The 24065-nt window shown below is 45.6% G+C and carries 21 protein-coding genes; 3 read left to right on the forward strand and 18 right to left on the reverse strand.

Annotated features, from left to right (window positions below; genetic code table 11):
• The first annotated feature begins 222 nt into the window (after positions 1–222).
• Positions 223–3798, forward strand: a complete 3576-nt coding sequence (locus tag ACZ5KY_RS13010; RefSeq protein WP_464244327.1) for a DUF748 domain-containing protein — start codon at positions 223–225, stop codon at positions 3796–3798.
• 107 nt (positions 3799–3905) lie between these two features.
• On the opposite strand, the gene ACZ5KY_RS13015 is transcribed toward ACZ5KY_RS13010, so the two are convergent.
• The 8 genes from ACZ5KY_RS13015 to ACZ5KY_RS13050 form a co-directional block, all read right to left on the reverse strand.
• Positions 3906–4064: a YqaE/Pmp3 family membrane protein gene (locus tag ACZ5KY_RS13015; protein ID WP_464244328.1), complete on the reverse strand. Its 159-nt coding sequence runs from the start codon at positions 4062–4064 to the stop codon at positions 3906–3908.
• A gap of 109 nt (positions 4065–4173) precedes the next feature.
• Positions 4174–4365 carry a DUF3185 family protein gene (locus tag ACZ5KY_RS13020; RefSeq protein WP_464244329.1) on the reverse strand — a complete coding sequence of 64 codons (192 nt, stop codon included), beginning with the start codon at positions 4363–4365 and terminating at the stop codon, positions 4174–4176.
• A 175-nt stretch (positions 4366–4540) separates the two neighbouring features.
• Positions 4541–5191: a 5,6-dimethylbenzimidazole synthase gene (gene bluB / locus ACZ5KY_RS13025; protein WP_464244330.1), complete on the reverse strand. Its 651-nt coding sequence runs from the start codon at positions 5189–5191 to the stop codon at positions 4541–4543.
• 29 nt (positions 5192–5220) lie between these two features.
• Positions 5221–5400, reverse strand: coding sequence for a hypothetical protein (locus ACZ5KY_RS13030; protein ID WP_464244331.1), 180 nt, complete (start codon positions 5398–5400; stop codon positions 5221–5223).
• Positions 5401–5828: 428 nt separating this feature from the next.
• Positions 5829–9275, reverse strand: a complete 3447-nt coding sequence (locus ACZ5KY_RS13035; RefSeq protein WP_464244332.1) for a pyruvate carboxylase — start codon at positions 9273–9275, stop codon at positions 5829–5831.
• Positions 9276–9707: 432 nt separating this feature from the next.
• On the reverse strand, positions 9708–10613 hold the full coding sequence (locus ACZ5KY_RS13040; RefSeq protein WP_464244333.1) for a selenium metabolism-associated LysR family transcriptional regulator: 906 nt from the start codon (positions 10611–10613) through the stop codon (positions 9708–9710).
• A 64-nt stretch (positions 10614–10677) separates the two neighbouring features.
• Positions 10678–11547 (reverse strand): methylenetetrahydrofolate reductase [NAD(P)H], encoded by an 870-nt coding sequence (gene metF, locus ACZ5KY_RS13045; protein WP_464244334.1) that lies wholly within the window; start codon positions 11545–11547, stop codon positions 10678–10680.
• Between the two features lie 28 nt (positions 11548–11575).
• Positions 11576–12424, reverse strand: a complete 849-nt coding sequence (locus tag ACZ5KY_RS13050; protein ID WP_464244335.1) for a histidinol-phosphatase — start codon at positions 12422–12424, stop codon at positions 11576–11578.
• Positions 12425–12501: 77 nt separating this feature from the next.
• Between ACZ5KY_RS13050 and ACZ5KY_RS13055 the strand changes: the two genes are divergently transcribed.
• Positions 12502–12909: a RidA family protein gene (locus tag ACZ5KY_RS13055; RefSeq protein ID WP_464244336.1), complete on the forward strand. Its 408-nt coding sequence runs from the start codon at positions 12502–12504 to the stop codon at positions 12907–12909.
• 29 nt (positions 12910–12938) lie between these two features.
• Here ACZ5KY_RS13055 and ACZ5KY_RS13060 read toward each other — a convergent pair whose 3' ends face one another.
• The gene (locus ACZ5KY_RS13060; protein ID WP_464244337.1) at positions 12939–14105 is read right to left on the reverse strand and encodes a tetratricopeptide repeat protein; all 1167 of its coding nucleotides are present in this window, start codon (positions 14103–14105) and stop codon (positions 12939–12941) included.
• Complete coding sequence (locus ACZ5KY_RS13065) at positions 14102–14824, reverse strand: uracil-DNA glycosylase (protein ID WP_464244338.1); 723 nt, start codon at positions 14822–14824, stop codon at positions 14102–14104. The genes ACZ5KY_RS13060 and ACZ5KY_RS13065 overlap by 4 nt, the downstream gene beginning before the upstream one ends.
• Before the next feature lie 115 nt (positions 14825–14939).
• Between ACZ5KY_RS13065 and ACZ5KY_RS13070 the strand changes: the two genes are divergently transcribed.
• Positions 14940–15857, forward strand: coding sequence for a zinc dependent phospholipase C family protein (locus ACZ5KY_RS13070; RefSeq protein WP_464244339.1), 918 nt, complete (start codon positions 14940–14942; stop codon positions 15855–15857).
• 9 nt (positions 15858–15866) lie between these two features.
• On the opposite strand, the gene coaBC is transcribed toward ACZ5KY_RS13070, so the two are convergent.
• The 8 genes from coaBC to mtnP all read right to left on the reverse strand — a co-directional run bounded on the left by coaBC (position 15867) and on the right by mtnP (position 24001).
• On the reverse strand, positions 15867–17057 hold the full coding sequence (coaBC, locus tag ACZ5KY_RS13075; RefSeq protein ID WP_464244340.1) for a bifunctional phosphopantothenoylcysteine decarboxylase/phosphopantothenate--cysteine ligase CoaBC: 1191 nt from the start codon (positions 17055–17057) through the stop codon (positions 15867–15869).
• A gap of 39 nt (positions 17058–17096) precedes the next feature.
• Complete coding sequence (locus ACZ5KY_RS13080) at positions 17097–17726, reverse strand: MBL fold metallo-hydrolase (protein WP_464244341.1); 630 nt, start codon at positions 17724–17726, stop codon at positions 17097–17099.
• Positions 17727–17729: 3 nt separating this feature from the next.
• Positions 17730–18917: a 3'-5' exoribonuclease YhaM family protein gene (locus tag ACZ5KY_RS13085; RefSeq protein ID WP_464244342.1), complete on the reverse strand. Its 1188-nt coding sequence runs from the start codon at positions 18915–18917 to the stop codon at positions 17730–17732.
• An 80-nt stretch (positions 18918–18997) separates the two neighbouring features.
• Positions 18998–20593 (reverse strand): NAD(P)/FAD-dependent oxidoreductase, encoded by a 1596-nt coding sequence (locus tag ACZ5KY_RS13090; RefSeq protein WP_464244343.1) that lies wholly within the window; start codon positions 20591–20593, stop codon positions 18998–19000.
• Between the two features lie 216 nt (positions 20594–20809).
• Complete coding sequence (locus ACZ5KY_RS13095; protein ID WP_464244344.1) at positions 20810–21265, reverse strand: universal stress protein; 456 nt, start codon at positions 21263–21265, stop codon at positions 20810–20812.
• A gap of 126 nt (positions 21266–21391) precedes the next feature.
• Positions 21392–22150, reverse strand: a complete 759-nt coding sequence (locus ACZ5KY_RS13100) for a tetratricopeptide repeat protein (RefSeq protein WP_464244345.1) — start codon at positions 22148–22150, stop codon at positions 21392–21394.
• 66 nt (positions 22151–22216) lie between these two features.
• Positions 22217–23128 carry a PfkB family carbohydrate kinase gene (locus ACZ5KY_RS13105; protein ID WP_464244346.1) on the reverse strand — a complete coding sequence of 304 codons (912 nt, stop codon included), beginning with the start codon at positions 23126–23128 and terminating at the stop codon, positions 22217–22219.
• 9 nt (positions 23129–23137) lie between these two features.
• The gene (gene mtnP, locus ACZ5KY_RS13110; protein ID WP_464244347.1) at positions 23138–24001 is read right to left on the reverse strand and encodes an S-methyl-5'-thioadenosine phosphorylase; all 864 of its coding nucleotides are present in this window, start codon (positions 23999–24001) and stop codon (positions 23138–23140) included.
• Positions 24002–24065: the final 64 nt, after the last annotated feature.

A 24065-nucleotide genomic window follows, 5' to 3' on the forward strand; every position in this document is an offset into this window, starting at 1 on the left:
ATTTTAAAGCCCTCAACTGAATTCAGTTGAGGGCTTTTTTGGTTTTTGTCTTCCGTTTGTCTTATTCCCCTTCTTTGAGGTAGAGCCAAATAAGATTAATACGGGGAGTGTCCCTAGTTTATTAATTTCAAAAATTTCATCTCATAATAATTTACCTATTTATCGCTGTCTGAGAACAATTCCTGTGCTAAACTTTTAACTAAGTTTCAAGGAGGAACGCTTATGACAGGTTGGATGAAAAAATCGCTGATTACCGTTACTGTGATTGTTGGATTGTTGCTGCTATCGATGCTGATTGTCCCCTGGCAGGTAAAAAAACAGGGGTCCGCCTGGATTGCCGAGAATACCGAACGTAGCCTCAGTATTGAAAAGGCCTATTTTAATCCGTTCGTCTTGAAACTTGAACTCTCAGGTGTCACGCTCACTGAAGCCGACAGCACTCAGCCATTTGTGGCGTGGGATCGGCTGATGGTGTCTGTCAGCCTGCGCTCTATTATCGATCAGGCGTTGATTTTACGGCGCATCGAACTTGATCATCCATATATCAAAATCGACCTGCTCGGCGCACAGCAGTTCAACTTCTCTGATTTCATGCATTTGAACGATGATGCGCCACCAGCCGAACCCGTTATCACAGAAGAGGAAACCAAACCCTTCCTATTCTCGTTTAACAACATCGTCATTACCACCGGTGAGATCGACTTTAACGATCAGGCCTCACCGCAAAGTTCCCATCATGAAATTCGCCAACTGGCCTTGAGTGTGCCAGTGATCGGCAATGTCTCATATTTGGCCGACGAGTATGTCACGCCAGAACTTTCGCTGCTCCTTAACGGGGCAGATATTCACGCCGAGGGGCAGTCGAAGCCGTTTAACAACTCGCTAGAAACAAACCTCTCCCTTGAACTATTCAATACCGACTTGGCCTATTATGCTCAAAATGCACCCGTGCCCCTACCGGTTGATGTCAAGAGTGGCGTCCTAGATTGCGAAATCAATCTCACCTATCTGGTCACAACGGATGAGCTACCTAAGTTACTCGTGAGCGGTGACTTCGCACTCAGCGATTTGGTTATCAATGAGCCAAATGGTACACCGCTGTTCGCCATGCTGTCTCTATTGGTAGATGTCGAAAAAGTGAGCCTCTTTAAACAAGAGTTCACCCTATCTAGCATTGTCCTGTGTGAACCCCATCTGACGCTCAGTCGTGATGACCAAGGCCAATTGAATCTGGTGCGCCTGTTTACCTCATCTACCCCGCCGCCAGAGAATGAAGATCTGGCGACCGAAGAGACAAAGAGTTCTTTGCCTTTGCTACTGGTTCGTACGCTGTCAATGCAGGACGGTCAAATCTCTTTTCATGATCAATCGCTATCGTCGGATGTGACAGAACGGATTCATAATCTATCACTTTCGGTGACCAATTTCTCCACCCATCCCGAGCAACAGGCGACACTCGATCTGCACATGCAAACCGACCGCCAACTAGACGTCACAGTTAATGGCCAACTAGGTGTCGTTCCAGCGATGGCTGATATGACCTTTGTCGCCAACGGTTTTGAACTGCAGCCCTACTATCCCTACCTGGAGGCAATTCTCACCGCCCCCATTGCCGGACAGCTCGATATAGCGGGCCAAGTAGCTTATGCTGATGGCAACACTCAGTTGCACGATGGAGCGCTGACGCTACGTGATCTGCGGGTACCATTTTCTGGCAAAGATCGCTTTAATCTCAGCGAATTGCAGCTACGCGGAACTTCGGTTGACCTCAACACTCAGCAGATTCACCTTGGTCAACTCAACCTGATTAGCGGCGATATTATAGCCACCCGATTAGCCGATGGCACGTTCTCACCTGAAAAGTTGCTTCGCCCTGCGAAAGCCGAGGCAACACCACAGACCGTAACGTCGCAGCAAGCAGCTAAGCCGTGGAGTATCGACCTTACCAGCTTCGATCTAGAGACATTTAGGTTGCAATTGCGTGACGAAACCAGTGACAAGAAACCGCTACTCATTGTCAATCAGCTCGGCTTGCACGCCGAGGACCTTAGCTATCCAAAAGCCAAGAAGAGCCCTTTTAAGCTGACGGCCAAAGTTGGCAAAAAAGGCGATGTGCGTGTCGATGGCACAGTGGTACACACCCCGCTGAGCATCGTTGCTAACTCGCGCATTAAGTCCTTCCCGCTGGCGGACTTTAACGATTTCATCCCGTCTGAATTGAAACTTAAGGTTAAAGACGGCCAGTTGTTTTCAACTGTGAAGGTAGGTCTCAATCAACAACCGAATGGAATGCAGGGGACGTTCTCTGGTGATGTCGCCATTCACCGTTTTGACCTGCTCGATGGTCAAGGTGAACAACTGGTACGCTGGGAGGGTCTTAACCTATCGGGTATTCAAGGCGACATTGCCCCCTTTGCCCTCCACATCAAAGAGGTGGCACTCAACGACTATCAAGCTAATATCGAAGTGGCCGATAATGGCCAGATGAACTTGACCAGCGTCAACTCAAAAGAAGCACTTGAAACAGCAGAGGAACCTCAGGAAGCCGAGGTTGAAAAAGTGGTCACAAGAGAACCAACAGAGGCAAAAAATACTGAGCCTCCGGCTGATATCCGTATTGATGCCGTTACCCTGCAAGGGGGCACCGTCTCGTTTATTGACCGCCACCTACCCAGCACCTTTGCCACCACCATGCATGATCTAGGTGGGCGGATTACTGGTCTCGCATCAGATGAAGAGATGCAGGCCGACGTCGATTTGCGCGGCCAGTTAGAAAACAGCGCACCGTTGACCATCACCGGCAAGATCAACCCACTCAGCCGCGATATGTACGCCGACCTAACCATCAGCTTTAAAAATATCGACCTGTCACCGATGACCCCCTACTCCGGATCCTATCTCGGTTACGCAATTGATAAAGGTAAGCTGTATCTCGATCTCAATTACACCATTGAACACCAACAGATCGAGGCCGACAACAAGGTGATGATTGATCAGTTTACCTTTGGTGATTCCATTGACAGTGACGAGGCCACATCACTACCCGTTGCCCTAGCGATCTCACTGCTAAAAGATCGCAACGAAGAGATTCATCTCGATATTCCCATTTCTGGCAACCTCAACGATCCCGATTTCAGCCTTGCTGGAACCATTTTCACAGTATTACGCAACCTACTGGTTAAGGCGGCGACATCACCATTCGCCCTGCTATCATCGATGATCGGTAGTGGCGAAGATGTTAGCAGTATCCCCTTTACTCTCGGCCGCGCTAACATCAGTGACGATCAAGGACAAATACTCGCGAATCTAGGCGAGATCTTAACCAACCGTCCGTCGCTGATTTTAGAAATCAGCCCCTACGTCGATCAAAACAACGATCCCGAGGCTTATCGTCAGCAACAACTGACCGAAATGATACAAAACGTTAAATGGAGTGATCTAGATGACGACCAGCAGAAAACTGTCAGCATTCAACAGTTAGAGATTAGCGCCGAAGAATATCCGAAGTTGTTAAAGAAGGTGTACAAAAATGCCGAATTCCCACGGCCACGCAATATGGTCGGTCTGTTGAAAAGCCTACCAACGGAAGAGATGGAAAAACTGTTGTTGGCCAACATTCAGGCCGGAGATGATGAGATGGCAGCACTCGCCAAGGCTCGCGCCATGGCCGTACACGATAGTCTCATTGCTATCAATATCGAACTGAAACCTCGGCTATTTTTGATGACAACAGATATCTATGCTGAACCAAAGGATGGATCAGTTAGTCGGGTGGAGTTTGGGATTAGTGCGAAATAGCTAGTTGGATAATGCCGCCCACCAAGGCAATGGGCAACCTTGCTACATCGTAGCGTTTAAGGTTGCCCAGCCGTAGGCGATTATTTGCCGTTTTAACAGTGCTTTTATTACTTAGTGACCAACCACAGCGCATGGATAATTCCTGGCACATAGAAAAACAAGCATAGAACCACATTAATCAGTAAGTTTTTGCCAACCCCACTTTTAAGAAAAACAGCTACGGGTGGTAACAATATCGCTAGGATTATTAAAAGTACTTTATTCATCGATAAATCTCCTTTTCCTAAAATGCAGAGAGTGATACGGATACTTTTCATATCACATCAAAAACAGCAACATTGCTGCCTTGCCTTGCTCCGCGTTTATACTGGTTGATTATTTTACTTTGATGATGCCAACCACAGCACAAATGGCACCGCCAACCATACCAGCCCATGCCTTAACGGGTGTGTCACCACTTAAGGCCCGAGTAATTTGAGAACCAGCCGAATCATAAATGTTATACCCCCAAATAGCCAGTGCAACACCAAGAACGATCAGTACAATTCCAACAATTTTGTTATTCATCATGACTCCAATTTCTTTCTATATTTGATATCAACTAAAAAAGGACTACGCTCGAATACCGCTTGTATATCTCGAAATCCCCCTATTCACTTCCCAACTAAACAATTAAAAACTGTGATTCGTCAAACTTGCGAAGAGGCTGTTGACACGACATGTTTAGAGATAGTGAAATGCACTATGCTTTACTTGACCACTTTTCTTTATGGATAAGTTGGTTCAAATCTTCTCTAGGCAACCAACCGAACTCTTCCAATTCAGGTTTATCATTGAATTTTGAAACATAACCTAAACATAAATAAGCAACGATCTCTATATTGCTAGGTATATCTAATTCTTTTCTCAACACCTCATCATGAATGATACTCACCCAGCCTAAACCGATATTTTCTGCTCTTGCTGCTAACCACATATTTTGGATAGCGCATACGGTGCTATAAACATCCATCTCAGGCTTGATAGTTCGGCCGATGACAACGGGACCATTTCGTTCTTTATCACACGTGACACATATTCCCAGTGGTGCTTCTAAGATGCCTTCGAGTTTAAAGCTTTTGTATTCATCTCTTTTTTCACTGGAGAATTGCTGGGCTGACTCTAAACGGGCTGATTCATACCCTTTTTTTATAGCATTCTTTGTTTGCTCTTCAGTAACCAATACAAAATCCCAAGGCTGCATGAAGCCAACACTTGGAGCATGATGCCCCGCCTTAAGGATCCGTTCTAATACATCATTAGGAATCGAGTCAGGAATAAAATCTTTTCGTACATCTCTACGGGAATAAATCACTTTATATAAAGCGTCTCTTTCAGCATCATTAATATTCATATTTTCCTCATCCAAATCCGATAAATATATTATGGAATTAACTCGGGGCATTCCCCACATTCTTTTTTAAGCCTACCCGTTTTTCGTGCACGCAATGTTTGATTTAAGCGAAGCTCCATGTTGTCGATGAATTCTTGTGAGCCAAAAGATCGTGCTGTACGCGTTGCCTTACGAATCGCCTTATTCACTTCATCGTCACTGTGTAGCATAAGCTCACAATAACTTTCTCTTTGCTTAGATTCAAGCCAAGAAGGTAAATGAACAAAGAATTCGTGACACCAATTAGATGCGCTTTAACACTCGACCAATAGTGAGTGAGAAGTTCGCGGGGTTTCCAAGGTGGGATTCTCGTTTTAAATAGAGCGGGGTTGAGTAACTTTTTTTGGCCTTAGAAATTTCTATGCTTATTAAATTCACATCCCCCTTACAGAAACGCAGATAAAAACCTCTGGATGCCCACCTTCTCGAGCATGACGGGGGCAGTAAGGGTGTTCCATGCTACGCCCTTCCAGCATCTAATACAAAAACAACCAATTCAAGACCGTCGGCCAGTGGCCGACCTACACAACCTTAAACGAGAAACGGCCAGATTCTAAAGAATCTGGCCGTTTCAGATGATACTGTTTAACTATGTTGTTTATTCGAACACGATCAACAGATCATCCTGCTTAACTTGATCGGCCTCTTTATACAACACCTCTTTAATCACACCATCAATTTTAGCTTTGATGTTGGTCTCCATCTTCATCGCCTCAGTAACGATAAGGGTATGACCTGCTTTGACCTCATCACCAACGCTGACGTTCAATTTGAAGATCTTACCCGGCATTGGAGCACCGATCTCTTTATCGTTGCCACGCTCGGCTTTTTGATGCTCAGCTTCATCGCTCTCAACGGAGTGATCTTTGACCGAAATCTGCCGTGGCTCGCCGTTTAGCTCAAAGTAGATATCACGGGTAGCATCGTCGTGAACTTTACCAATGGCGGTCAATTTAACGATCAGAGTCTTGCCCGGCTGAATTTCGATGCTGGTTTCATCACCGACCTCTAGTCCGTAGAAGTACAGTGGTGTTGAAAGTACTGATGTATCGCTAAATTCTTGACGATGACGATCAAACTCTTCAAACACACCTGGGTAAAGAACAGCGGATGACACATCGCGATCTTTAACAGCGTGACCAACCTTCTTCTCTAGATCAATTTTCTTGGCGGCAAAGTCAACAGGCTCTAAAAACTCACCTGGACGGTGGGTAAATGCCTGCTCATCCTTAAGGATAATTTTTTGCAACTCTTTCGGGAAGCCGCCGTATGGTTGGCCGAGCATCCCTTTAAAGAAATCGACTACCCCTTGTGGGAAGGTTAATTCATGTCCACGATCCATAACATCTTGTGGTTGCAAGTTGTTTTGCACCATGAACATGGCCATATCACCAACGATTTTGGAAGAAGGGGTAACCTTAACCAGATCACCAAACATGTGGTTAACCTGACGGTACATGTCTTTACACTCTTCCCAACGATGACCTAAACCAAGGCCTTCAACCTGTGGCTTATAGTTGGAATACTGACCACCTGGGATTTCGTGCTCATAAACCTGAGCAGTACTTGAACGAAGCTCTGATTCAAATGGCTCGTAGTAGGTACGAACAGTCTCCCAGTAGTTAGCCAGTGTTTGCATCCCCTCGCTATCAACATTTGGATGCCACATAGTGCCTTTGGTTGTCGACAACAGCGCGTTCATGCTTGGCTGTGAGGTCAAACCTGAGATGGAAGACAGAGCGGTATCGACAATATCAACACCCGCTTGTGCAGCCATAAGTAACATGGTGCCACCATTACCCGAAGTATCATGAGTATGGAGGTGGATTGGAATACCAATCTCATTTTTCAGTGCTTTGACTAGTTTTTCAGCAGCAAACGGCTTGAGGAGACCAGCCATATCTTTGATACCAAGGATATGAGCGCCCATGTTCTCTAGCTCTTTTGCCATGTTGACATAATACTCTAACGGGTACTTATCACGCTTAGGATCGAGAATATCACCAGTGTAGCAGATAGATGCTTCGCAAATAGCGTTGTTCTTTTGCACGGCATCCATGGCGACTTTCATCCCCTTGGTCCAGTTGAGAGAATCGAAAACACGGAACACATCAATGCCACCGGCAGCAGATTTTGCAACAAAATCCTCAACGACATTATCGGCATAGTTAGTGTAACCAACCGCATTGGAACCACGGAGCAACATTTGGAACAACAGGTTAGGTACCTGGGTGCGCATACGATCTAAACGCTCCCAGGGATCCTCAGTTAAGAAACGCATGGCGACATCAAATGTTGCCCCGCCCCACATCTCAAGAGAGAACAGGCCACCAGCAAGATGACTGGTAGCTCGAGCAATTTTCTCTAGGTCGTAGGTACGAACCCGAGTAGCCAAGAGGGATTGGTGGGCATCACGCATGGTGGTGTCCGTTAGCAACAAGTGCTTTTCGTTGAGAACCCAATCAGCAAGACCTTTAGGCCCTTTAGCCATCAAGATATCACGTGTACCGCGTGGACGAATGGCTTCGAGAGGAACATGTGGAAGTTCCGCCTCGCGTAAGTCACTAAAATGGAGCTTCTTTTTAATATTTGGGTAACCGTTCACCGACACATCAGCAATGTAATGCAGTAACTTGTTGGCACGATCCTGCTTAAATTTCATATCGAACAGTTCAGGATGTTTATCAAGATACGAGGTGTCGCACGTACCTTTCAAGAAAGGTTCGTGAGTAACGACGTTCTCTAAAAAGCCGATATTGGTCTTAACACCACGCACACGAAACTCTTGCAACGCACGATTCATGGTACGACAGGCGTCCTCAAAGGTGAGGCCTATTGTCGATACCTTAACTAACAGTGAATCGTAGTGTGGGGTAATTTGTGCGCCAGCGTAACCGTTTGCCGCATCGAGACGTACACCAAAACCAACCGCCGTGCGGTATGCTTTGATGGTGCCGAAATCTGGAGCAAAGTTATTGGTTGGATCTTCCGTTGTGACACGACACTGAATGGCATAGCCGCGCAGTTCGATATCTTCCTGACAGGAGATACCAATTTCAGGATCAGAGAGCTTGAAACCCTCGGCAACGCGAATTTGAGTTTGTACGAGGTTACGCATGGTCACCATCTCGGTGACGGTATGCTCAACCTGAATACGCGGATTGGTTTCGATGAAGTAGAAGTTCTCCTCTGCATCCATCAGAAACTCAACAGTACCCGCATTGACGTAGCCTACTTCGTTACCGATTTTCATCGCGAAAGCACAAATCTCTTCACGCTTGGCTTGGCTTAACGACGGCGATGGTGCTAACTCGATCACTTTCTGGTGACGACGCTGAATGGAACAATCTCGCTCGAAGTAGTGAACAAGGTTACCGTGCTTATCGCCCATGATCTGAACTTCGATATGCTTCGGATTTTTAACAAATTTTTCAAGAAAAACCGTACCATCACCAAACGCCGCCAGTGCTTCTGACGATGCTGACTTAAGTCCTTCAAGAAGCTCTTCGCGATTAGTCGCTACACGCATACCACGACCACCGCCGCCAGAAGCCGCTTTGACCATGATGGGATAGCCGCACTCTTTAGCGAAGATCAAGGCTTGTTCGTCAGTCTTAACGGGATCAGGTGTACCCATAACAATTGGAACACCCGCTTTAATGGCAACGTGACGTGCTGCCACTTTATCGCCTAAGCGACGTTGGATATCGGCGGTAGGTCCAATAAAGGAGATACCAGCACGCTCACAGGCTTCAGCAAACTCAGCATTTTCTGACAGAAAACCATAACCAGGGTGGATCGCATCAACCCCTTTTGCCCGAGCTAACTCAACAATATCATCAATGCCGAGATACGCATCAATAGGCCCTTTTCCCTTACCGATCTGATAGGCTTCATCAGCCTTGTAACGGTGCAGAGCCAACTTATCTTCTTCAGAATAGATCGCTACCGTTTTGATCCCGAGCTCAGTACAAGCACGGAAAATACGGATTGCAATCTCACCACGGTTTGCGGCCATAATTTTTTTAAACTTTTTTACTGCCATGTAATCCTCCTTATTTTCACACTAAATGTCACTTTTTTATTCGTGAACAAAATTTGTACAATTTTTTTTAGCGAGACTTTAAAAGCGTTGTTATTTCAAACACTTAGCCAATCACCATATAAACAGAGAGGGTGAAAAGTGTCAAGTCATATTATATTAGCCACCGACCTACACACTAAGCAGAGATGAATCATAGCCTCTGTATCAGAGGGATATTCTTACATTTAATTCAATAACTCAGATTTTTTATGTTTAGATTCACGGATGTTAAAAATAGAAATTCGAACAGTAAAGGAGAATAAAAAGTAAACGTGAAGAGATTTTTGACTTCCCTGCGGCACAAACCGCTGTGCAGCAGGGATAATAGTTAAACAGCTACGTAGATAAAAATAAGATCATATCAGCTTGAAATCAGCGAACCGACCCCCTCAATTAAGATGAGCTGATACCATTGTCCTGTCGCAGATGATGATAAAAGGCCATAGCGAGCGGACTCAGTTGACGATTTTTACGCTGAATCAAATAAAACGAGCGCGGCATGGCCACTCCTTGAATCGCCACTCGGCTCAGCATGCCACGGTCAAGATCTTCCTGTACGGACAATAACGATAAGATCGACACACCAATTTGTGATCGTACCCCCTGACGCACAGCTTCATTGCTGCCCATCTCGGCCACCACTTGAAAGTGGGAGCATTCAACGCCCACCTCTTTAAGAAACTGGACCATCTCCATTCGAGTACCTGAACCCGGTTCACGAAGGATAAATGGCGTGTCCATCAATTCCGCCGGTAAAACACTCTGACGTGATGCCCAAGGATGATCAGGATGGACGGTCAATACCAGTTCATCGCCAAACATCTGTTCACATTCAATACGTTGATCTTTCCATTGTGTACCAACTAAACCAAGTTCTAAGCGGCCATCAAGAACTTCATCAACAATTTGTGATGTTCCCGAAATTTTCAACATCAGCTCAACGGTAAGATGTGCGGACTTAAAGGACTCTATCTGGCACGGCAATAAATAAGCACCAGGGATCGTACTCGCTCCCACCGATAATTGACCGACCAATTTGCCTTGATATTGACTCAAGGCTTGGGTTGCCTCATCTTTCAGGTTGATAATACGCCGTGCATACTGATATAGGATTTTACCAGCATGGGTGGGTTGAGCGCTACGACCGAGACGATCAATTAACTTTTCACCAAACTGATCTTCCAAGGTGCGAATGTGTTCACTCACTGAGGGTTGAGAAAGTAGTGCCGCCTCAGCAGCGCGGGTAAAACTACCTAAATCGACAACCTTACAAAAAACTTCTAAACGACGAATATCCACACATAACTCCAAGAATTAATAAAACATACAATGTATAAACACAAAAAATAACAGAATATCGTGGTTATTTCAGGCCTAATCGCTCGTAAATTGAATCCGTTGCTGTGGCACTGTTGAGGGTATAAAAATGGACTCCGCGCACTTTGTTGGCAATGAGATCGCGTGCTTGCTCTGTTGCCCAATCGATACCAATTTGTTCCACTTCTTCTTCATTGCCAGCAGCATACACACGCCGAAGTAACTCAGCAGGAAAACGCGCGCCCGCAGCGAGTTCGGCCATACGGGCCATCCCTTTGCGATTACGCAATGGCATAATGCCAGCGATAATCGGCACAGTGATCCCAGCCAGTTCACAGCGTTGACAAAAGTCATAAAAATCGCGATTTTCAAAAAACAATTGAGTCACAATATAGTCGGCACCGGCATCAACTTTTTGTTTAAGGTAATCGATTTCGAGCAACCGATTAGGCATTTCAGGATGCCCCTCGGGAAAGCCCGCAACACCTATACTCATAGTCGGAAAATGTTGGCGAATATAGGCGACAAGGTCAGCCGCATGGTTAAAGCCGTTCTCTGGTGGACACCAATTATCAACATCCTGTGGTTTATCGCCACGTAAGGCGAGAACATTCTCAATACCACTTTGCTGATAGTGTGACAGAATTGCGTGGACATCATCTTTTGTTGCAGCAACGCAGGTTTGATGAGGAACAACGGTGATACCCGTTTCACGATGAATGCGCAGCACCAATTCATTGGTTTGACTTCGGGTTGTCCCCCCCGCACCATAGGTAACACTCACGGATGATGGATTGAGTGGTGCAAGTTGGGCGATATTATCAAACAAACGCTGCCAACCTAAATCCGTTTTAGGTGGAAAGAACTCGAAGCTGAGCGAAGTGGTGCTTTGATCGAGGATATTCTTCATCAACATGGCGGAGCGTTCCTTTCATGAAACATATTTAAACAGGCAAGCGCCACTGACAATGGTAACCGGCGTCAGTCAATAGCCGAGTGGCTTCATCGAGACCTACACCGACAGAAGCGACACCATGCGAATCATCTCCAGGAACAAGATCAATGCCCAACTCCAATGCCCGTTTAAGAATAGGCGCCGAAACATACGGCTCACTGGCACCTTTTGCTAAGGCTCTGACATTAAAGTCGAGCAGCAGCCCTTTTTGGGCAATACGTTGCAAATTTCGCTCGATGCGTTGGGCAATTTCAGGTTGCTTGAATCGTTGCGCATAATCATCATCATACAAGCGCACTAAATCGAAGTGACCAACCACAGCAGGACTCAGGTTTTCAAGCATAGAAAATTGCGCGTCAAAATAGGCGCAATAGAGGGCATCATAGCCGCCCACACAGTGAACGGCTTTTGCATAATCGTCACGACTGAAATCGAAGCATTGCTCCATCACATGATGTACCGAGCCAACCAAATAATCTAACTGGTACAACTGCTTTAACCGTTGAACCCACGGCACACTACCGGCGTAAAACTCAGTCTCCATCGCTACGAAAATTGCCATCTTCTTGGCGTATTTTTTTTGCAACTGGCGCGCCGTGGTGACATAGCGATCAAACTGCTGTTGTAACTGTTGAGCGGTTAGACCTGCGGCCTTTTCATCAGGATAAAGCCCGTCATCGGTCATCGGCGGCATGTGCTCCGTCAATCCAAGCCACGCAAACCCTTGATCAGCATAAGCTTCAACAACTTGTGTTAAAGTATCTTTGGCGTGGAGACAAAATTCACCACTATGTCCACCATGGGCTGAAACACGCAATGATCGATTTTTACTCTCCATACTGACCCTCTTTACTTTCAGGATAACTCAGAGTAGAACAATGAGAATAGTTTACAATCTCAACAAGGAGCATATTTATGAAGCAAACAACTCAATCTATCAATAAACAACAGATTTCAACCACAGCTGCCCCCGCAGCCATTGGCCCCTACTCGCAAGGGATCAAAGTGGGAAATCTGTTCTTTTTTTCTGGTCAAATACCACTCGACCCGCAAACGGGAAACCTCGTTGATGGTTCGATTAAACTAGAAACAGAGCGCGTCATGGCCAACATGGAAGCTGCACTCGCTGGAGCACAACTCACTTTTGATCATGTCGTTAAAACAACCATTTACCTCACTGACCTCAATAATTTCGCAGTGGTGAATGAGATCTATGGTCGTTTTTTCAGTGATCCAGCTCCTGCCAGAGCATGCGTTGAAGTGTCAGCTTTGCCTAAGGGATGCAACATCGAGATCGAATGGATCGCCTGCTGCGCTGACTAGCAGGCTATCAACAGTCTGCTAACCCTGCATTATTTTTCGCTACGGATATAGGAATCTAAACCAGATTCCTTTAAAGCACTCGCTGCTTTCTGGGCATCATGATGCTGTTCATAACGACCAGCAATCACTTCGTAGCGCAGATGCTCCCCCTCACCGCGTTGATTGAGGGTACTGTTCATCCCTTGCTTTAATAACCGTTCAACCCGTTGCTCGGCATAATCCCGATTGCGGAAAACACCGCTCAACAGAAGGTAACCATGTTTAGCACTAACAGCGTGTTGAGGGGTCTCAATGACCCTCACCTGCCGTTGTTGTTTTATGCTGGCAATTTCAGCTTGCCACGCCACAGCATTAAACGGTGCAATACGCTGGACTAAATGAAAGACACCATCTGCTTTAAGTAAAATAGGAGTGGAGAAACTATCAACTCCTGCAAGCCGTTGAGCAAACTCTGGTGGCATATTTGCTAATGCAATGGCGCCGACATAGCCACCGTTTTGAGATTCTATATCCGTCGAAAATTGCCGTGCTAACTCCTCAAACAGTTCGCCGTCACCTAAACGCTTCATCACCTCATCAACCACTGACCGGCTATCTAGGGTGATCCGGCGTAAATAATATTCGGTCGTGGTTTCAACCCACGGTTTTACGGGTAACTGCCAACCAAGATCAACCAATTTTCGTTCTAAATCAAACCCCGGCAAACCAAGTTGTTGCGCCATCACCAGTGCCATACTTGAATCATCATATTTACCCAGGCGATAAAACACCTCACCCAAATAGTAATAGCCGTAGGAAAAGCCTGGATTTAATTCGAGGACCCGGCTGAATTCAGCTTGTGCCTGTTGCAGAAGGCCAGAAGCTAAACAAAACACCCCAAGCTCCATATGCAGAAAATCGTTAATTGGCGCTGTTTCAATCGCTTTTTCCATCTCAGTTATGGCTTGATCAACAAAGCCTAAATCATATAAAACCTGTGACAGCTCACGATGAATATTGGGGTTTTTAGCCCCTGTTTCCAGAGCACGACGGTAAGAATGGACGGCCCAAAATGGTCGCCCAGCCTCAAGATGACGTTGTGCCAGTTGGTAATGGACATCGGCCACTTTAATTGGTTCTTCGGCAAAGGCAGGAACACCCAGAACAAGAGTCACAACAACCGCAAACCAAGCACCATATTGAACTATTTTGTTCATGATAAACCATCCTGTTTTAAACGATGCTGTACCTGCTTCATATCGTCCCACACCTCTCGTTTGGTCACCGGACTACGGATGAGGTCATGGGGGTGAAACGTTGCAATCAGAGGGATATTTTGATAGTTCGACCACGTACCACGCATATGGCTCATCTCTTGTTGTTTATTCAACAAAACCTGTGCGGGCAATGTTCCCAATGCCACAACAATCTGCGGCCGTATCGCTGCTAATTGCCGTTGAAGTACCGGCTCACACGCAGCAATCTCATTCTGCGTTGCGGGGCAATTTTGTGCAGATGCGCACTTCACAAGATAACAAAGATAAACGTCGCTACGCGATAATCCCATCGCAAAAAGAATGCGATCTAGGAGCTGTCCCCCCTCACCACTGAATGGAGCACCAGCACTGACGTCGTTCATTGTTGGCCGTTCGCCAACAAAAACCACCTGAGCATGTGGATTCCCCTCACCAAATACCTTTTGCTCCGCACCACTTCTGGCAGGACAATCTTGGCATGGATTGAAGCTTTTCAGCTCATCTAAAGTTTCAGCGCGACACTCACCAGTACTGGGTTGTTCACCCTCGGCACAAAGAGGTAAGGCTTCAGGAGCAGGCTGAAGATAAACATCATCAACACCTAAACTCTTGAGTTCGGTTAGAATTGATCGGGCTTGAAGCAACAGCTCATATTTTGCTTGTTCTAGCGTATTCGGCATATTGATTGATTTCGTCTGGTGGTCTATTGATATATGGCTTATGATAAAAGTTGGATCGCGTTACGGTATTTATTCAACCCATCCACTTAAACAAACAGTATCGAGAGGTCGTACCATGCGTCCATTCAAAACGATATTGCTATTGATTATCGTGTTGGCACTCATCCCACAAAATGCTTGTGCATGGGGCTTTGGTGTTCATCTTCAATTAGGCTGTCAGCTGTTAAGCCACGTTTCTTGCTTACCGGCAAACATACAACAGATTCTAACGAACTTTCCTGCTGATTTCCTTTATGGCTGCATGAGTGCCGACATCACCATCGGCAAAAAATACACCCACTATCTCAAGCACTGCCATAGCTGGAATATTGGTGATAAAATTCTTGCTCAAGCAACCAATGATGCGCAACGTGCCTGCGCCTATGGATATTTATCGCACCTTGCTGCCGATACCATTGCGCACTCCTATATGGTGCCATTCAAAATGGTACGAAGCTATAATACCGTGTTTCTCAAACATGCCTATTGGGAACTCCGCTTTGAATCACAGATACCTGAAGAGATCTGGCAACAAGCACGAAATATGGCTCAATACGATTTTAGCCAGAACGATGAGTTGCTACGTGATGTCTTAGAAAACACCCTGTTTTCATTTGGCACCAATAAACAACTGTTCAACTCAATGGTCTTAATCAGCCGCATTAAACGGTGGCGCAAACTGCTGACATTTATTGACAAGCGATCTCGCTGGCAGGTCAGTATCGTTGAACGCGAAGAATACCTCGAATTGGCTCTTAATGCGATAATTAGTATTCTCAGTGACCCTGTAAGTCCTTATCGTCAAGCTGACCCTGCCGGGGAAAGAGCACTATATGTAGCCAACCAATTACGCACAAATTTGAATCAACTATGGTTGGACGGCAAACTGCCTAAAGAGCAAAGTGCGCAACTAATTGTAGAGTTGAAAGAAAAATTTCGTCACTCTATCACCCAACCCCACGAGCTCCTCGATCTGTTGTCGGAACATGCGTGATACCCAACTCTAATTTAGCAGTTCAACCACGCGATCTAACAACTGGTGTGCCACTTCATCTTTACTCAGCTGGGGTAACTCTTCAACTCGACCATCGGCATGCAATAGTTTGACAATATTGGTATCCACATCAAATCCAGCACCGCTCTGGGTAATGTCATTGGCAACAATTAGATCGAGTTTCTTCCGTTTAAGCTTTTCGCTGGCATGCTTAAGGAGATTTTGGGTTTCAGCGGCAAAACCAACCAACACTTGCCCCTGTTTTTTCTCACCAACTTCAGCAAGAATATCCGGATTTTTTTCCAAGCTCACCGTCAACTCAGCATCATTTTTTTTGATTTTTTGCTCAGCAATAGTTACCGGCCGGTAATCAGCCACCGCTGCGGCTTTAACAACGGCTGTTGCGCTAGGCAATGCCGATAAAACACTCGCGCGCATCTGTTCAGCACTCACCACGGGAACCAGCTCCACACCCGCAGGTGCAGTCAAAAACGTTGGTCCTGATACCAGCACCACTTCGGCACCACGTTGTACCGCTGCGCGGGCAACAGCGTAACCCATTTTACCTGAAGAGTAATTACTAAGATAACGCACCGGATCAAGCTCCTCACGTGTGGGCCCAGCTGTAACCAGTATTTTTTGCCCCACAAGGTCTTGCGGTGCCAAGACACCTTGCGCCGCTGCAAATATGGCTTCGGGATCGGGAAGCTTCCCCTGCCCTTCGTAACCACAAGCCAGAGCACCGAACGCGGGATCGATAAAATAGTAGCCTAGCTCACGTAAGCTTTTCTCATTACGCAGATAGATCGGGTTCTCGTACATGTGAACATTCATTGCTGGGGCAAACAGTACGGGAGCCCGTGTCGCCATGACGGTAGTCGTCAATAGATCATCGGCAATGCCGCCAGCTATTTTACCAATAACATTGGCCGTAGCGGGCGCGATCACAAACAGGTCTGCGCCATCAGCAAGGGAGATATGGCCAATCTCTTTCTCTTGATATAGATCAAACAGGTCGCTATGAACAGGATTGCTTGATAAGGTTTGAAATGTCAGTGGCGTAACAAATTCACGAGCGCTTGCTGTCATCACCACAGAGACATCGGCCCCTGCTTTGACCATTAACCGTAGCAGTTCAATCGCTTTGTAAGCCGCAATACCACCACACACGCCGAGCACCACTTTTTTACCTTTAAACATCGTCCCTCACAAACTTAGCGCAGCACGTTATGCACAACGTTAATACTGACCATTAACAAAAGGATTAACACTTTTTTCACGGCCAACGGTTGAATCGGGACCATGACCGGGATGAACAACCGTCGCATCAGGTAGAACCATCAAATCAGAGCGGATATGACCCAACAGTTGATCGATATCACCACCAGGAAGATCTGTGCGGCCAATGGATCCAGCAAACAACGTATCACCTGAAAAGAGATGCCCTTCGCCGTAGAGACAAATTCCACCAGGGGAATGACCAGGAGTATGAATCACTTCGAAGGAAAGATCGCCCACTTCGATAAGATCACCGGTAGAAAGAAAACGCTTGGGTTCGGGAGATTCAACAGCGGGCAAACCATAACCACTGGCATACTGAGCGGCAACTTTAAGCAACGGTAAATCGTCACGATGCATGCACAAATCAACCCCTGTTTTGTCAATCACATAGAAGTTAGCCCCGACATGATCAAAATGACCATGAGTATTAACAACCAATTGCAGATCAAGCCCCTCTTGCGCCAATACGGCAAGAATGTTCTCCCCTTCATCACCGGGATCAACAACAAAAGCTTTTTTAGTTCGTGAGCAACCAACAATATAACAATTAACCTGCAGTGGGCCGACAGCTAGAGTTTTTACGATCATAACTTATTGCTCCTCTTTCGAACCAAATAGATCTAAATTCAACCCAGATAATTGTGCCTCAAGGGTCGTGCTCAACGGACTATTATGCTTTGTCGTTTGGCGACTTGCCTGACGTTCATTTTTACGTGGCTGGGATTTTTTTTCAGGCTTTGCCGTCGTCGCAACGACTGATTTCTCCATCGGCGCTACCACAGGTTCTAACACCTGAGGCTGCTCGACTGTATTTGTATCGGCACCACTATTTTGGTCACCAATAAAAAAGTAACGATCATACATGCGATGGTAACCTGTCCAACCTGTTTCGCTCTGCTGCTCTTTTTCAATGTGAGCCTGAACTCCGTTAATTTTAGAATCCATATCATCGAGAAAATTAAGCACGACGGCCTCAAGGGTCTTAGGTCGTTTCGGCGAGCCATAATCATACTGACCATGGTGCGAGAGAAGAAGATGCTTGATCAAAATGGTTTTGACTCGGGGGAAATCAGGCAATAATCGAACCTTTTCATCAACCATCTCGACACCAATAACAATATGACCGAGAAGCTTACCCTCATCGCTGTAATCGAAGCTACGTGCATAGCGCAGTTCAGCGACTTTACCAATATCATGTAATAATGCGCCACTAATTAGAAGATCGCGATCAACCTTTGGATAACGCACACAGATATCGGCAGCAAGACGGGCCACGCATAAGGAGTGTTCCAATAGTCCACCTAAATAGACATGGTGCATCGCTTTAGCTGCGGGAGCTTTAGCAAATAAACTGACAAATTCCTGGTCGTTAAAAAAAGCCTCCATCAACCCCTTAAAGTGCGGATCAACCATGGTGGCAATTAAAGTACGAACTTCATCAAGCATCGTTTGTGGGTCATTTTGCGAGACAGGGAGAAAATCTCCGAGATCAACGGAGTCCTCTGGTACGACAACAATATCTTGAACGATAAGTTGCATCTTACCCATATAAACGCTGGCTTTGGCACGAACACGGATGAAGTCATCCTTCTGGAACAGGCGATCAAACTCATCGACACGGTCCCAGACTCGGCCCTCAACTTCACCACTACGATCCATCAACTTCAGGGTCATATAGGGTTTGCCATTTTTAGCCATTGCCATAATTTTATCGCGTACTAAAAAAGGGCAGTCGACATGATCACGTTCTTTTAATTCGGCTACAAAAACTTTTTCCAAAGCAGTTACTCCCTTTATATTATCGGTCTACGTTTCATCATTTTATTTCATACAAACTACCGTACAAGGTAGTGATATTGTTATTCCTGACAGATCAACAATGCCGCTGAGACACCATCAATTGCGGCACTCATGATACCTCCAGCATAGCCTGCACCCTCACCGACAGGATAAACCCCGAGCCAATCTACTGCTTGCCCACTCGAATCGCGAACAATTCTCACAGGTGCTGAGGTGCGTGATTCAATTCCAGTCAAGGTTGCTTCGCGGGTCACAAAGCCTCTCATTTTACGGTCAAACTGCGGCAATGCCTGTTGCAAACCTTGAACAACAAAATCAGGCAACGCTTCGCTCAATTGAGCCGCACAAACGCCTGATCGACAACTTGAATTAATATCCCCACCAGTACCCGTGCCGAGAAAGTCCAGCATATTTTGAGCTGGAACCTGATACGAACGCCCACCTGCGATAAAGGCTTGATGCTCCCAGTGTTGCTGAAAGCGAACCCCCGCTAACGGTGAACTATCGCCAAAATCTTCGGGGCGAACCGAGACCACTAAGGCACTATTGGAATACTCGGCATCACGCTTATAATTACTCATGCCATTAACTACAACACCCTCAGATTCGCTACTACTTTGCACCACATGCCCACCTGGGCACATACAGAAAGAATAAGTACCGCGTCCCGTAGCTTTATCATTATAGGCTAAATTATACTCTGCGGTTGGCAAACGTGGATGGTTGGCAATTCCGTACTGAATTTTATTAATCAACTCCGTCGGATGTTCAACACGAACACCTAGGGCAAACGGTTTGGCTTGTAACGTAAACTCTTTTTTCTCTAACAACGCATAGGTATCACGCGCACTGTGGCCTATGGCCAAAACCACCACATCACAACGAATCATCTCGTCATCGTTAATGGTCACCGACTCAACGATAGTGTCGCGGCGTTGGATATCGGTCACACAACTATCAAAACGTAGCTCAACACCAAGCTGTTGCAACTGTTTACGAAAATTACGTAACACGTGGCGCAAGCGGTTAGTACCGATATGCGGCTTCGCTTGGATCAAAATCTCTTCTGGTGCACCAAGATCAACAAAAGTTTGCAATATGGGCACGGTAAGCGGATTTTTAACGCGTGTCGTCAGTTTACCGTCTGAAAAAGTCCCTGCTCCGCCCTCACCAAATTGGACGTTACTATTTTCGTTTAAGGGGCCACCTTGCCAAAAGGATTCAACATCTGCAACCCGTTGTTCAACGGGTTGACCACGGTCAACAAGAATGACCCGCTGTCCAGCCTTTGCTAACCACAATGCTGAAAATAATCCCGCAGGTCCCATGCCGACAACAACGACTGTTTTAGGCGATGTAGCCAGCGAAACTTCATGGACTGCGAGTTGTGGTGTCACGACATTAAGGCGGCGATCCTGCTGTGCTTGTTCAGTCAACTTGCCAGCATCGTCGAGACTAAACTCTACTGTGTATATACGCAGGACACGACCTTTTCGGCGCGCATCAATACTGGAACGAACAATACGCCATTGCTGAATATCCTCGACGCAGCACTGAACATATTCCGCCACCTTTAGAGGGAGAAGAGTTTCTTCTTCATCTAAAGTGAGAGCTACCTCAGTTAAACGAAATATGGTTGAGAGTTGATGGACCACCTAAACTCCTTCTCGACAACAACATAAGCAATGAACAACATAGCTATGTGATAAAAAAACTATAAAACATGAGTGTCTTAAATAATCAGATCACCATACCGTTTATCCTCATCGTTTGACAAGAAAAGAAGCCCCCTTTAAACGACAAAAGGTGGCACAATGGCCACCTTTTAATCAATCTAAAACAGGTTTAACGAATCAAACGACGAAATCAGCCTAACTTGCTTCATCAGCACTGCTAACAGTCATGACAGGGATGGTCGATTTACGAACAACCTTCTCTGCAGTACTGCCAAACAGTACATGATCAAGACCAGCACGACCATGTGTACCTAAAACGATAAGATCGGCAGTATGCAATTCTGCCTGTTTGATAATTTCAGTATGAGCTAAGCCTGGTACGACAAGAATCTCGTAATTGTCATCATCGTTAAAATGTTTTTGACAAAAATCAGTCATCATCTTATTTGCGCCATCCTCGATCTCTTTTTCCAGCAGATCAAAAGAGACGTGAGGAACATAAAATCCGCGCAGATCTACTGGCTCACTAATAACATGGACCAACACCAATTTAGCCTCACATTTTTGTGCCAGAGAGTACGCATAATCGAAAGCTACGGTTGAACAGTCCGAAAAATCTGTGGCAAATAAAATCGTTTTAAACTCACGCATAATGACCTCCATCATCTTGATGCAACCAACAAAATAGTTAAAAAAATTAAACGAATAAATAGGTTAGATACTCAGATCATAGCACGACAACCAACACTGTCAAGAGACAGCGATACGGTGACACATCTACATCCTCTCATCTAAAAGTTGTAAATATTCGCGAGCTTTTTTACCCTGTTCAGTTTGATCCGCTCGGTTTGCAACCTCTCTAAACTCAATCGCAGCGGCATCATTTTCTTCAAGTTGCAGTAACGCTTCACCCAGTAAAAAATGAACATCAATATTATCTGGAAACAACAACAATGTTCGCTCTAAATATTGCCGAGTCAGATCATATTTCCCCATTGAATAATAGGTTTTTGACAATAAAAATAAGGCATTCGAATTGGTTGAATCTACATCAATTGCCTCTTTAAACGCCATAACAGCTTTCATGCGGTGACCACCATGATAATTAGCAACACCGAGACCAATCAACGCACGAGTCTTGTAACGAAACAATAGATTATCTGCAACGTGACGAAACAACTGGGCCGCATCATCCCACCGCTGCATACTCAAATAGAGTGAGGCAAAATTATGTTGCACCGTCGGATCGTTGGGACGCAATTGCAACGATTTTTCATAATGTGTTTCTGACAACACGAAGGCTTTTTTTTCAAAATACACCATCGCTAACGTCGCATGGTAATCCGGATCATTCGGCTTATATTGCACAGCTTGGAGCATCTCATCAAGCGCATCGGTATAGTCTTTTGCTGCGATATAAGATTGAGCCATTTTGTAGTGCGAAAGACCTAAATCAACAGGTTTAGCTTTGGGCGCGCAACTTATTACAGACAAAACAACCACAATCATGGATAGATATAGACTGCATTTAAGCATGGCAAATTCCCTCAAAGGAGTTTAACTGAATAAAAAACCATAACGATCAAAATAGAAGGACAACAACTAATCAATACCATTGAATGTTGTCAACAGTTGAAACTTACGATAGCGATCGCGAACTTCGGCAAAATCAAGGGAACGCATACGATCCAAACTAAAATCTTCAACATTAAATGAAGCCATGACGCTGCCAAAAACAATGGCTTGACGCATGGCAGCATCGGAGTGGTCACGAACACTGGCAAGGTAGCCCATAAAGCCACCAGCAAAGGTATCGCCAGCTCCTGTTGGATCATAGACTGATTCGAGTGGATAGGCCGGCGCTGAAAAGACACCATGCTCAGTAAACATGGTCGCGCCGTACTCGCCTCGCTTAACAACCAATGTTTTAGGGCCCATCTCTAGAACTTTTTGCGCCGCCTTAACCATGTTCGGTTCATCAGCTAACTGACGAACTTCACCATCATTAATCAATAAAATATCTACATATTTAAGAGTTTTGATCAACTCATCGCGCTTACCATCAATCCAAAAGTTCATGGTATCGCAGGCAACGATCTTAGGCCGAACCACTTGTTTAAGAACATCGAGTTGTAATTCAGGATCAATATTCGCTAAAAATACATACTCAGCATCGAGATATGACTCAGGGAGTTTAGGACAAAAGTTCGCAAAAACATTGAGTTGCGTATCAAGTGTCTTGGCTTCATTCAAGTCGTAGCCATAGCTACCACTCCAACGAAACGTTTTGCCTGAAGCGGTACTCAAACCACTCAAATCGATCTGACGTGAAGCGAGAAAATCGATATGCTTTTGTGGAAAGTCCTCACCGACAACAGCAACGAGATTGACATCAGTAAAAAAACTGGCCGATGTCGAAAAGTAAGTACCTGAACCACCGAGAACTTCATCAACTTTGCCAAAGGGGGTTTCGACACTATCAAAGGCAACGGAACCAACAACAAGTATACTCATCTTATTCTCCTAAAGGTATTTACCAATCAACAACTCTAACCGTTGACGCGCTTCGGCTGGAATTTGAGTTTTATCTGTCATGACAGCATACTGAAGTGCTTGGCCACAACCACACTGACGCTCATCTGCAATCATCTGAACAGCCTGTGCGACAATCTTTTTTGCCATGGCAACATTCTTATGGATCACGGCAATAACTGCGTCGACAGACACATCATCATGCCCTTCGTGCCAACAATCATAATCAGTGGCCAAGGCTACTGTCGCATAGCACATTTCAGCTTCACGCGCTAGCCGTGCCTCTGGCAGATTGGTCATGCCAATAACATCGACCCCCCAACCACGAAAGATATTGGATTCAGCACGGGTTGAAAAGTTAGGTCCTTCAATACAAATATACGTTCCACCTTTATGAACCGTAGCGCCAACCTGTTGGGCGGCTTGAGCGACCACGTCACTGAGCTGCAAACAGACAGGGTCAGCAAATTGAACATGGCCAACAATACCATCGCCAAAAAATGTCGATGCACGTTTGCCAGTTGTGCGATCAAAGAACTGATCAGGGATAACAATATGGCCAGGAACGATCTCCTCTTTCATGCTACCAACAGCCGAAACGGAAATGATCTGCTGAACTCCAAGCATCTTCATACCATAGATATTGGCACGATACGGAACCTCAGATGGGAGTAAGCGATGTCCACGACCGTGACGGGGCAAAAAGACCATTTTCACATCGCCGAGAAATCCAGTAATATAGGCATCTGAAGGATCACCAAAGGGAGTCTGTAAACGAACCTCCTCAATCTGGGTCAACCCTTCCATCTCGTATAAGCCACTGCCACCAATTACTCCGATCACAGTCTGTTCCATAATGTATCTCCTTAATATTCAATCATGACATAGCAAACAATCGGATTTTGTGTACCACGATCAC

The sequence above is a fragment of the Desulfuromonas svalbardensis genome, assembly GCF_055389415.1.

What these genes read in the sequence shown, in the direction of transcription:
- ACZ5KY_RS13010 (WP_464244327.1), top strand. Translation starts at nt 223, where the DNA reads ATGACAGGTTGGATGAAAAAATCGCTGATTACCGTTACTGTGATTGTT.
- ACZ5KY_RS13015 (WP_464244328.1), bottom strand. Translation starts at nt 4,064, where the DNA reads ATGAATAAAGTACTTTTAATAATCCTAGCGATATTGTTACCACCCGTA.
- ACZ5KY_RS13020 (WP_464244329.1), bottom strand. Translation starts at nt 4,365, where the DNA reads ATGAATAACAAAATTGTTGGAATTGTACTGATCGTTCTTGGTGTTGCA.
- bluB (WP_464244330.1), bottom strand. Translation starts at nt 5,191, where the DNA reads ATGAATATTAATGATGCTGAAAGAGACGCTTTATATAAAGTGATTTAT.
- ACZ5KY_RS13030 (WP_464244331.1), bottom strand. Translation starts at nt 5,400, where the DNA reads ATGCTACACAGTGACGATGAAGTGAATAAGGCGATTCGTAAGGCAACG.
- ACZ5KY_RS13035 (WP_464244332.1), bottom strand. Translation starts at nt 9,275, where the DNA reads ATGGCAGTAAAAAAGTTTAAAAAAATTATGGCCGCAAACCGTGGTGAG.
- metF (WP_464244334.1), bottom strand. Translation starts at nt 11,547, where the DNA reads ATGTTGATGAAGAATATCCTCGATCAAAGCACCACTTCGCTCAGCTTC.
- ACZ5KY_RS13050 (WP_464244335.1), bottom strand. Translation starts at nt 12,424, where the DNA reads ATGGAGAGTAAAAATCGATCATTGCGTGTTTCAGCCCATGGTGGACAT.
- ACZ5KY_RS13055 (WP_464244336.1), top strand. Translation starts at nt 12,502, where the DNA reads ATGAAGCAAACAACTCAATCTATCAATAAACAACAGATTTCAACCACA.
- ACZ5KY_RS13060 (WP_464244337.1), bottom strand. Translation starts at nt 14,105, where the DNA reads ATGAACAAAATAGTTCAATATGGTGCTTGGTTTGCGGTTGTTGTGACT.
- ACZ5KY_RS13065 (WP_464244338.1), bottom strand. Translation starts at nt 14,824, where the DNA reads ATGCCGAATACGCTAGAACAAGCAAAATATGAGCTGTTGCTTCAAGCC.
- ACZ5KY_RS13070 (WP_464244339.1), top strand. Translation starts at nt 14,940, where the DNA reads ATGCGTCCATTCAAAACGATATTGCTATTGATTATCGTGTTGGCACTC.
- coaBC (WP_464244340.1), bottom strand. Translation starts at nt 17,057, where the DNA reads ATGTTTAAAGGTAAAAAAGTGGTGCTCGGCGTGTGTGGTGGTATTGCG.
- ACZ5KY_RS13080 (WP_464244341.1), bottom strand. Translation starts at nt 17,726, where the DNA reads ATGATCGTAAAAACTCTAGCTGTCGGCCCACTGCAGGTTAATTGTTAT.
- ACZ5KY_RS13095 (WP_464244344.1), bottom strand. Translation starts at nt 21,265, where the DNA reads ATGCGTGAGTTTAAAACGATTTTATTTGCCACAGATTTTTCGGACTGT.
- ACZ5KY_RS13100 (WP_464244345.1), bottom strand. Translation starts at nt 22,150, where the DNA reads ATGCTTAAATGCAGTCTATATCTATCCATGATTGTGGTTGTTTTGTCT.
- ACZ5KY_RS13105 (WP_464244346.1), bottom strand. Translation starts at nt 23,128, where the DNA reads ATGAGTATACTTGTTGTTGGTTCCGTTGCCTTTGATAGTGTCGAAACC.
- mtnP (WP_464244347.1), bottom strand. Translation starts at nt 24,001, where the DNA reads ATGGAACAGACTGTGATCGGAGTAATTGGTGGCAGTGGCTTATACGAG.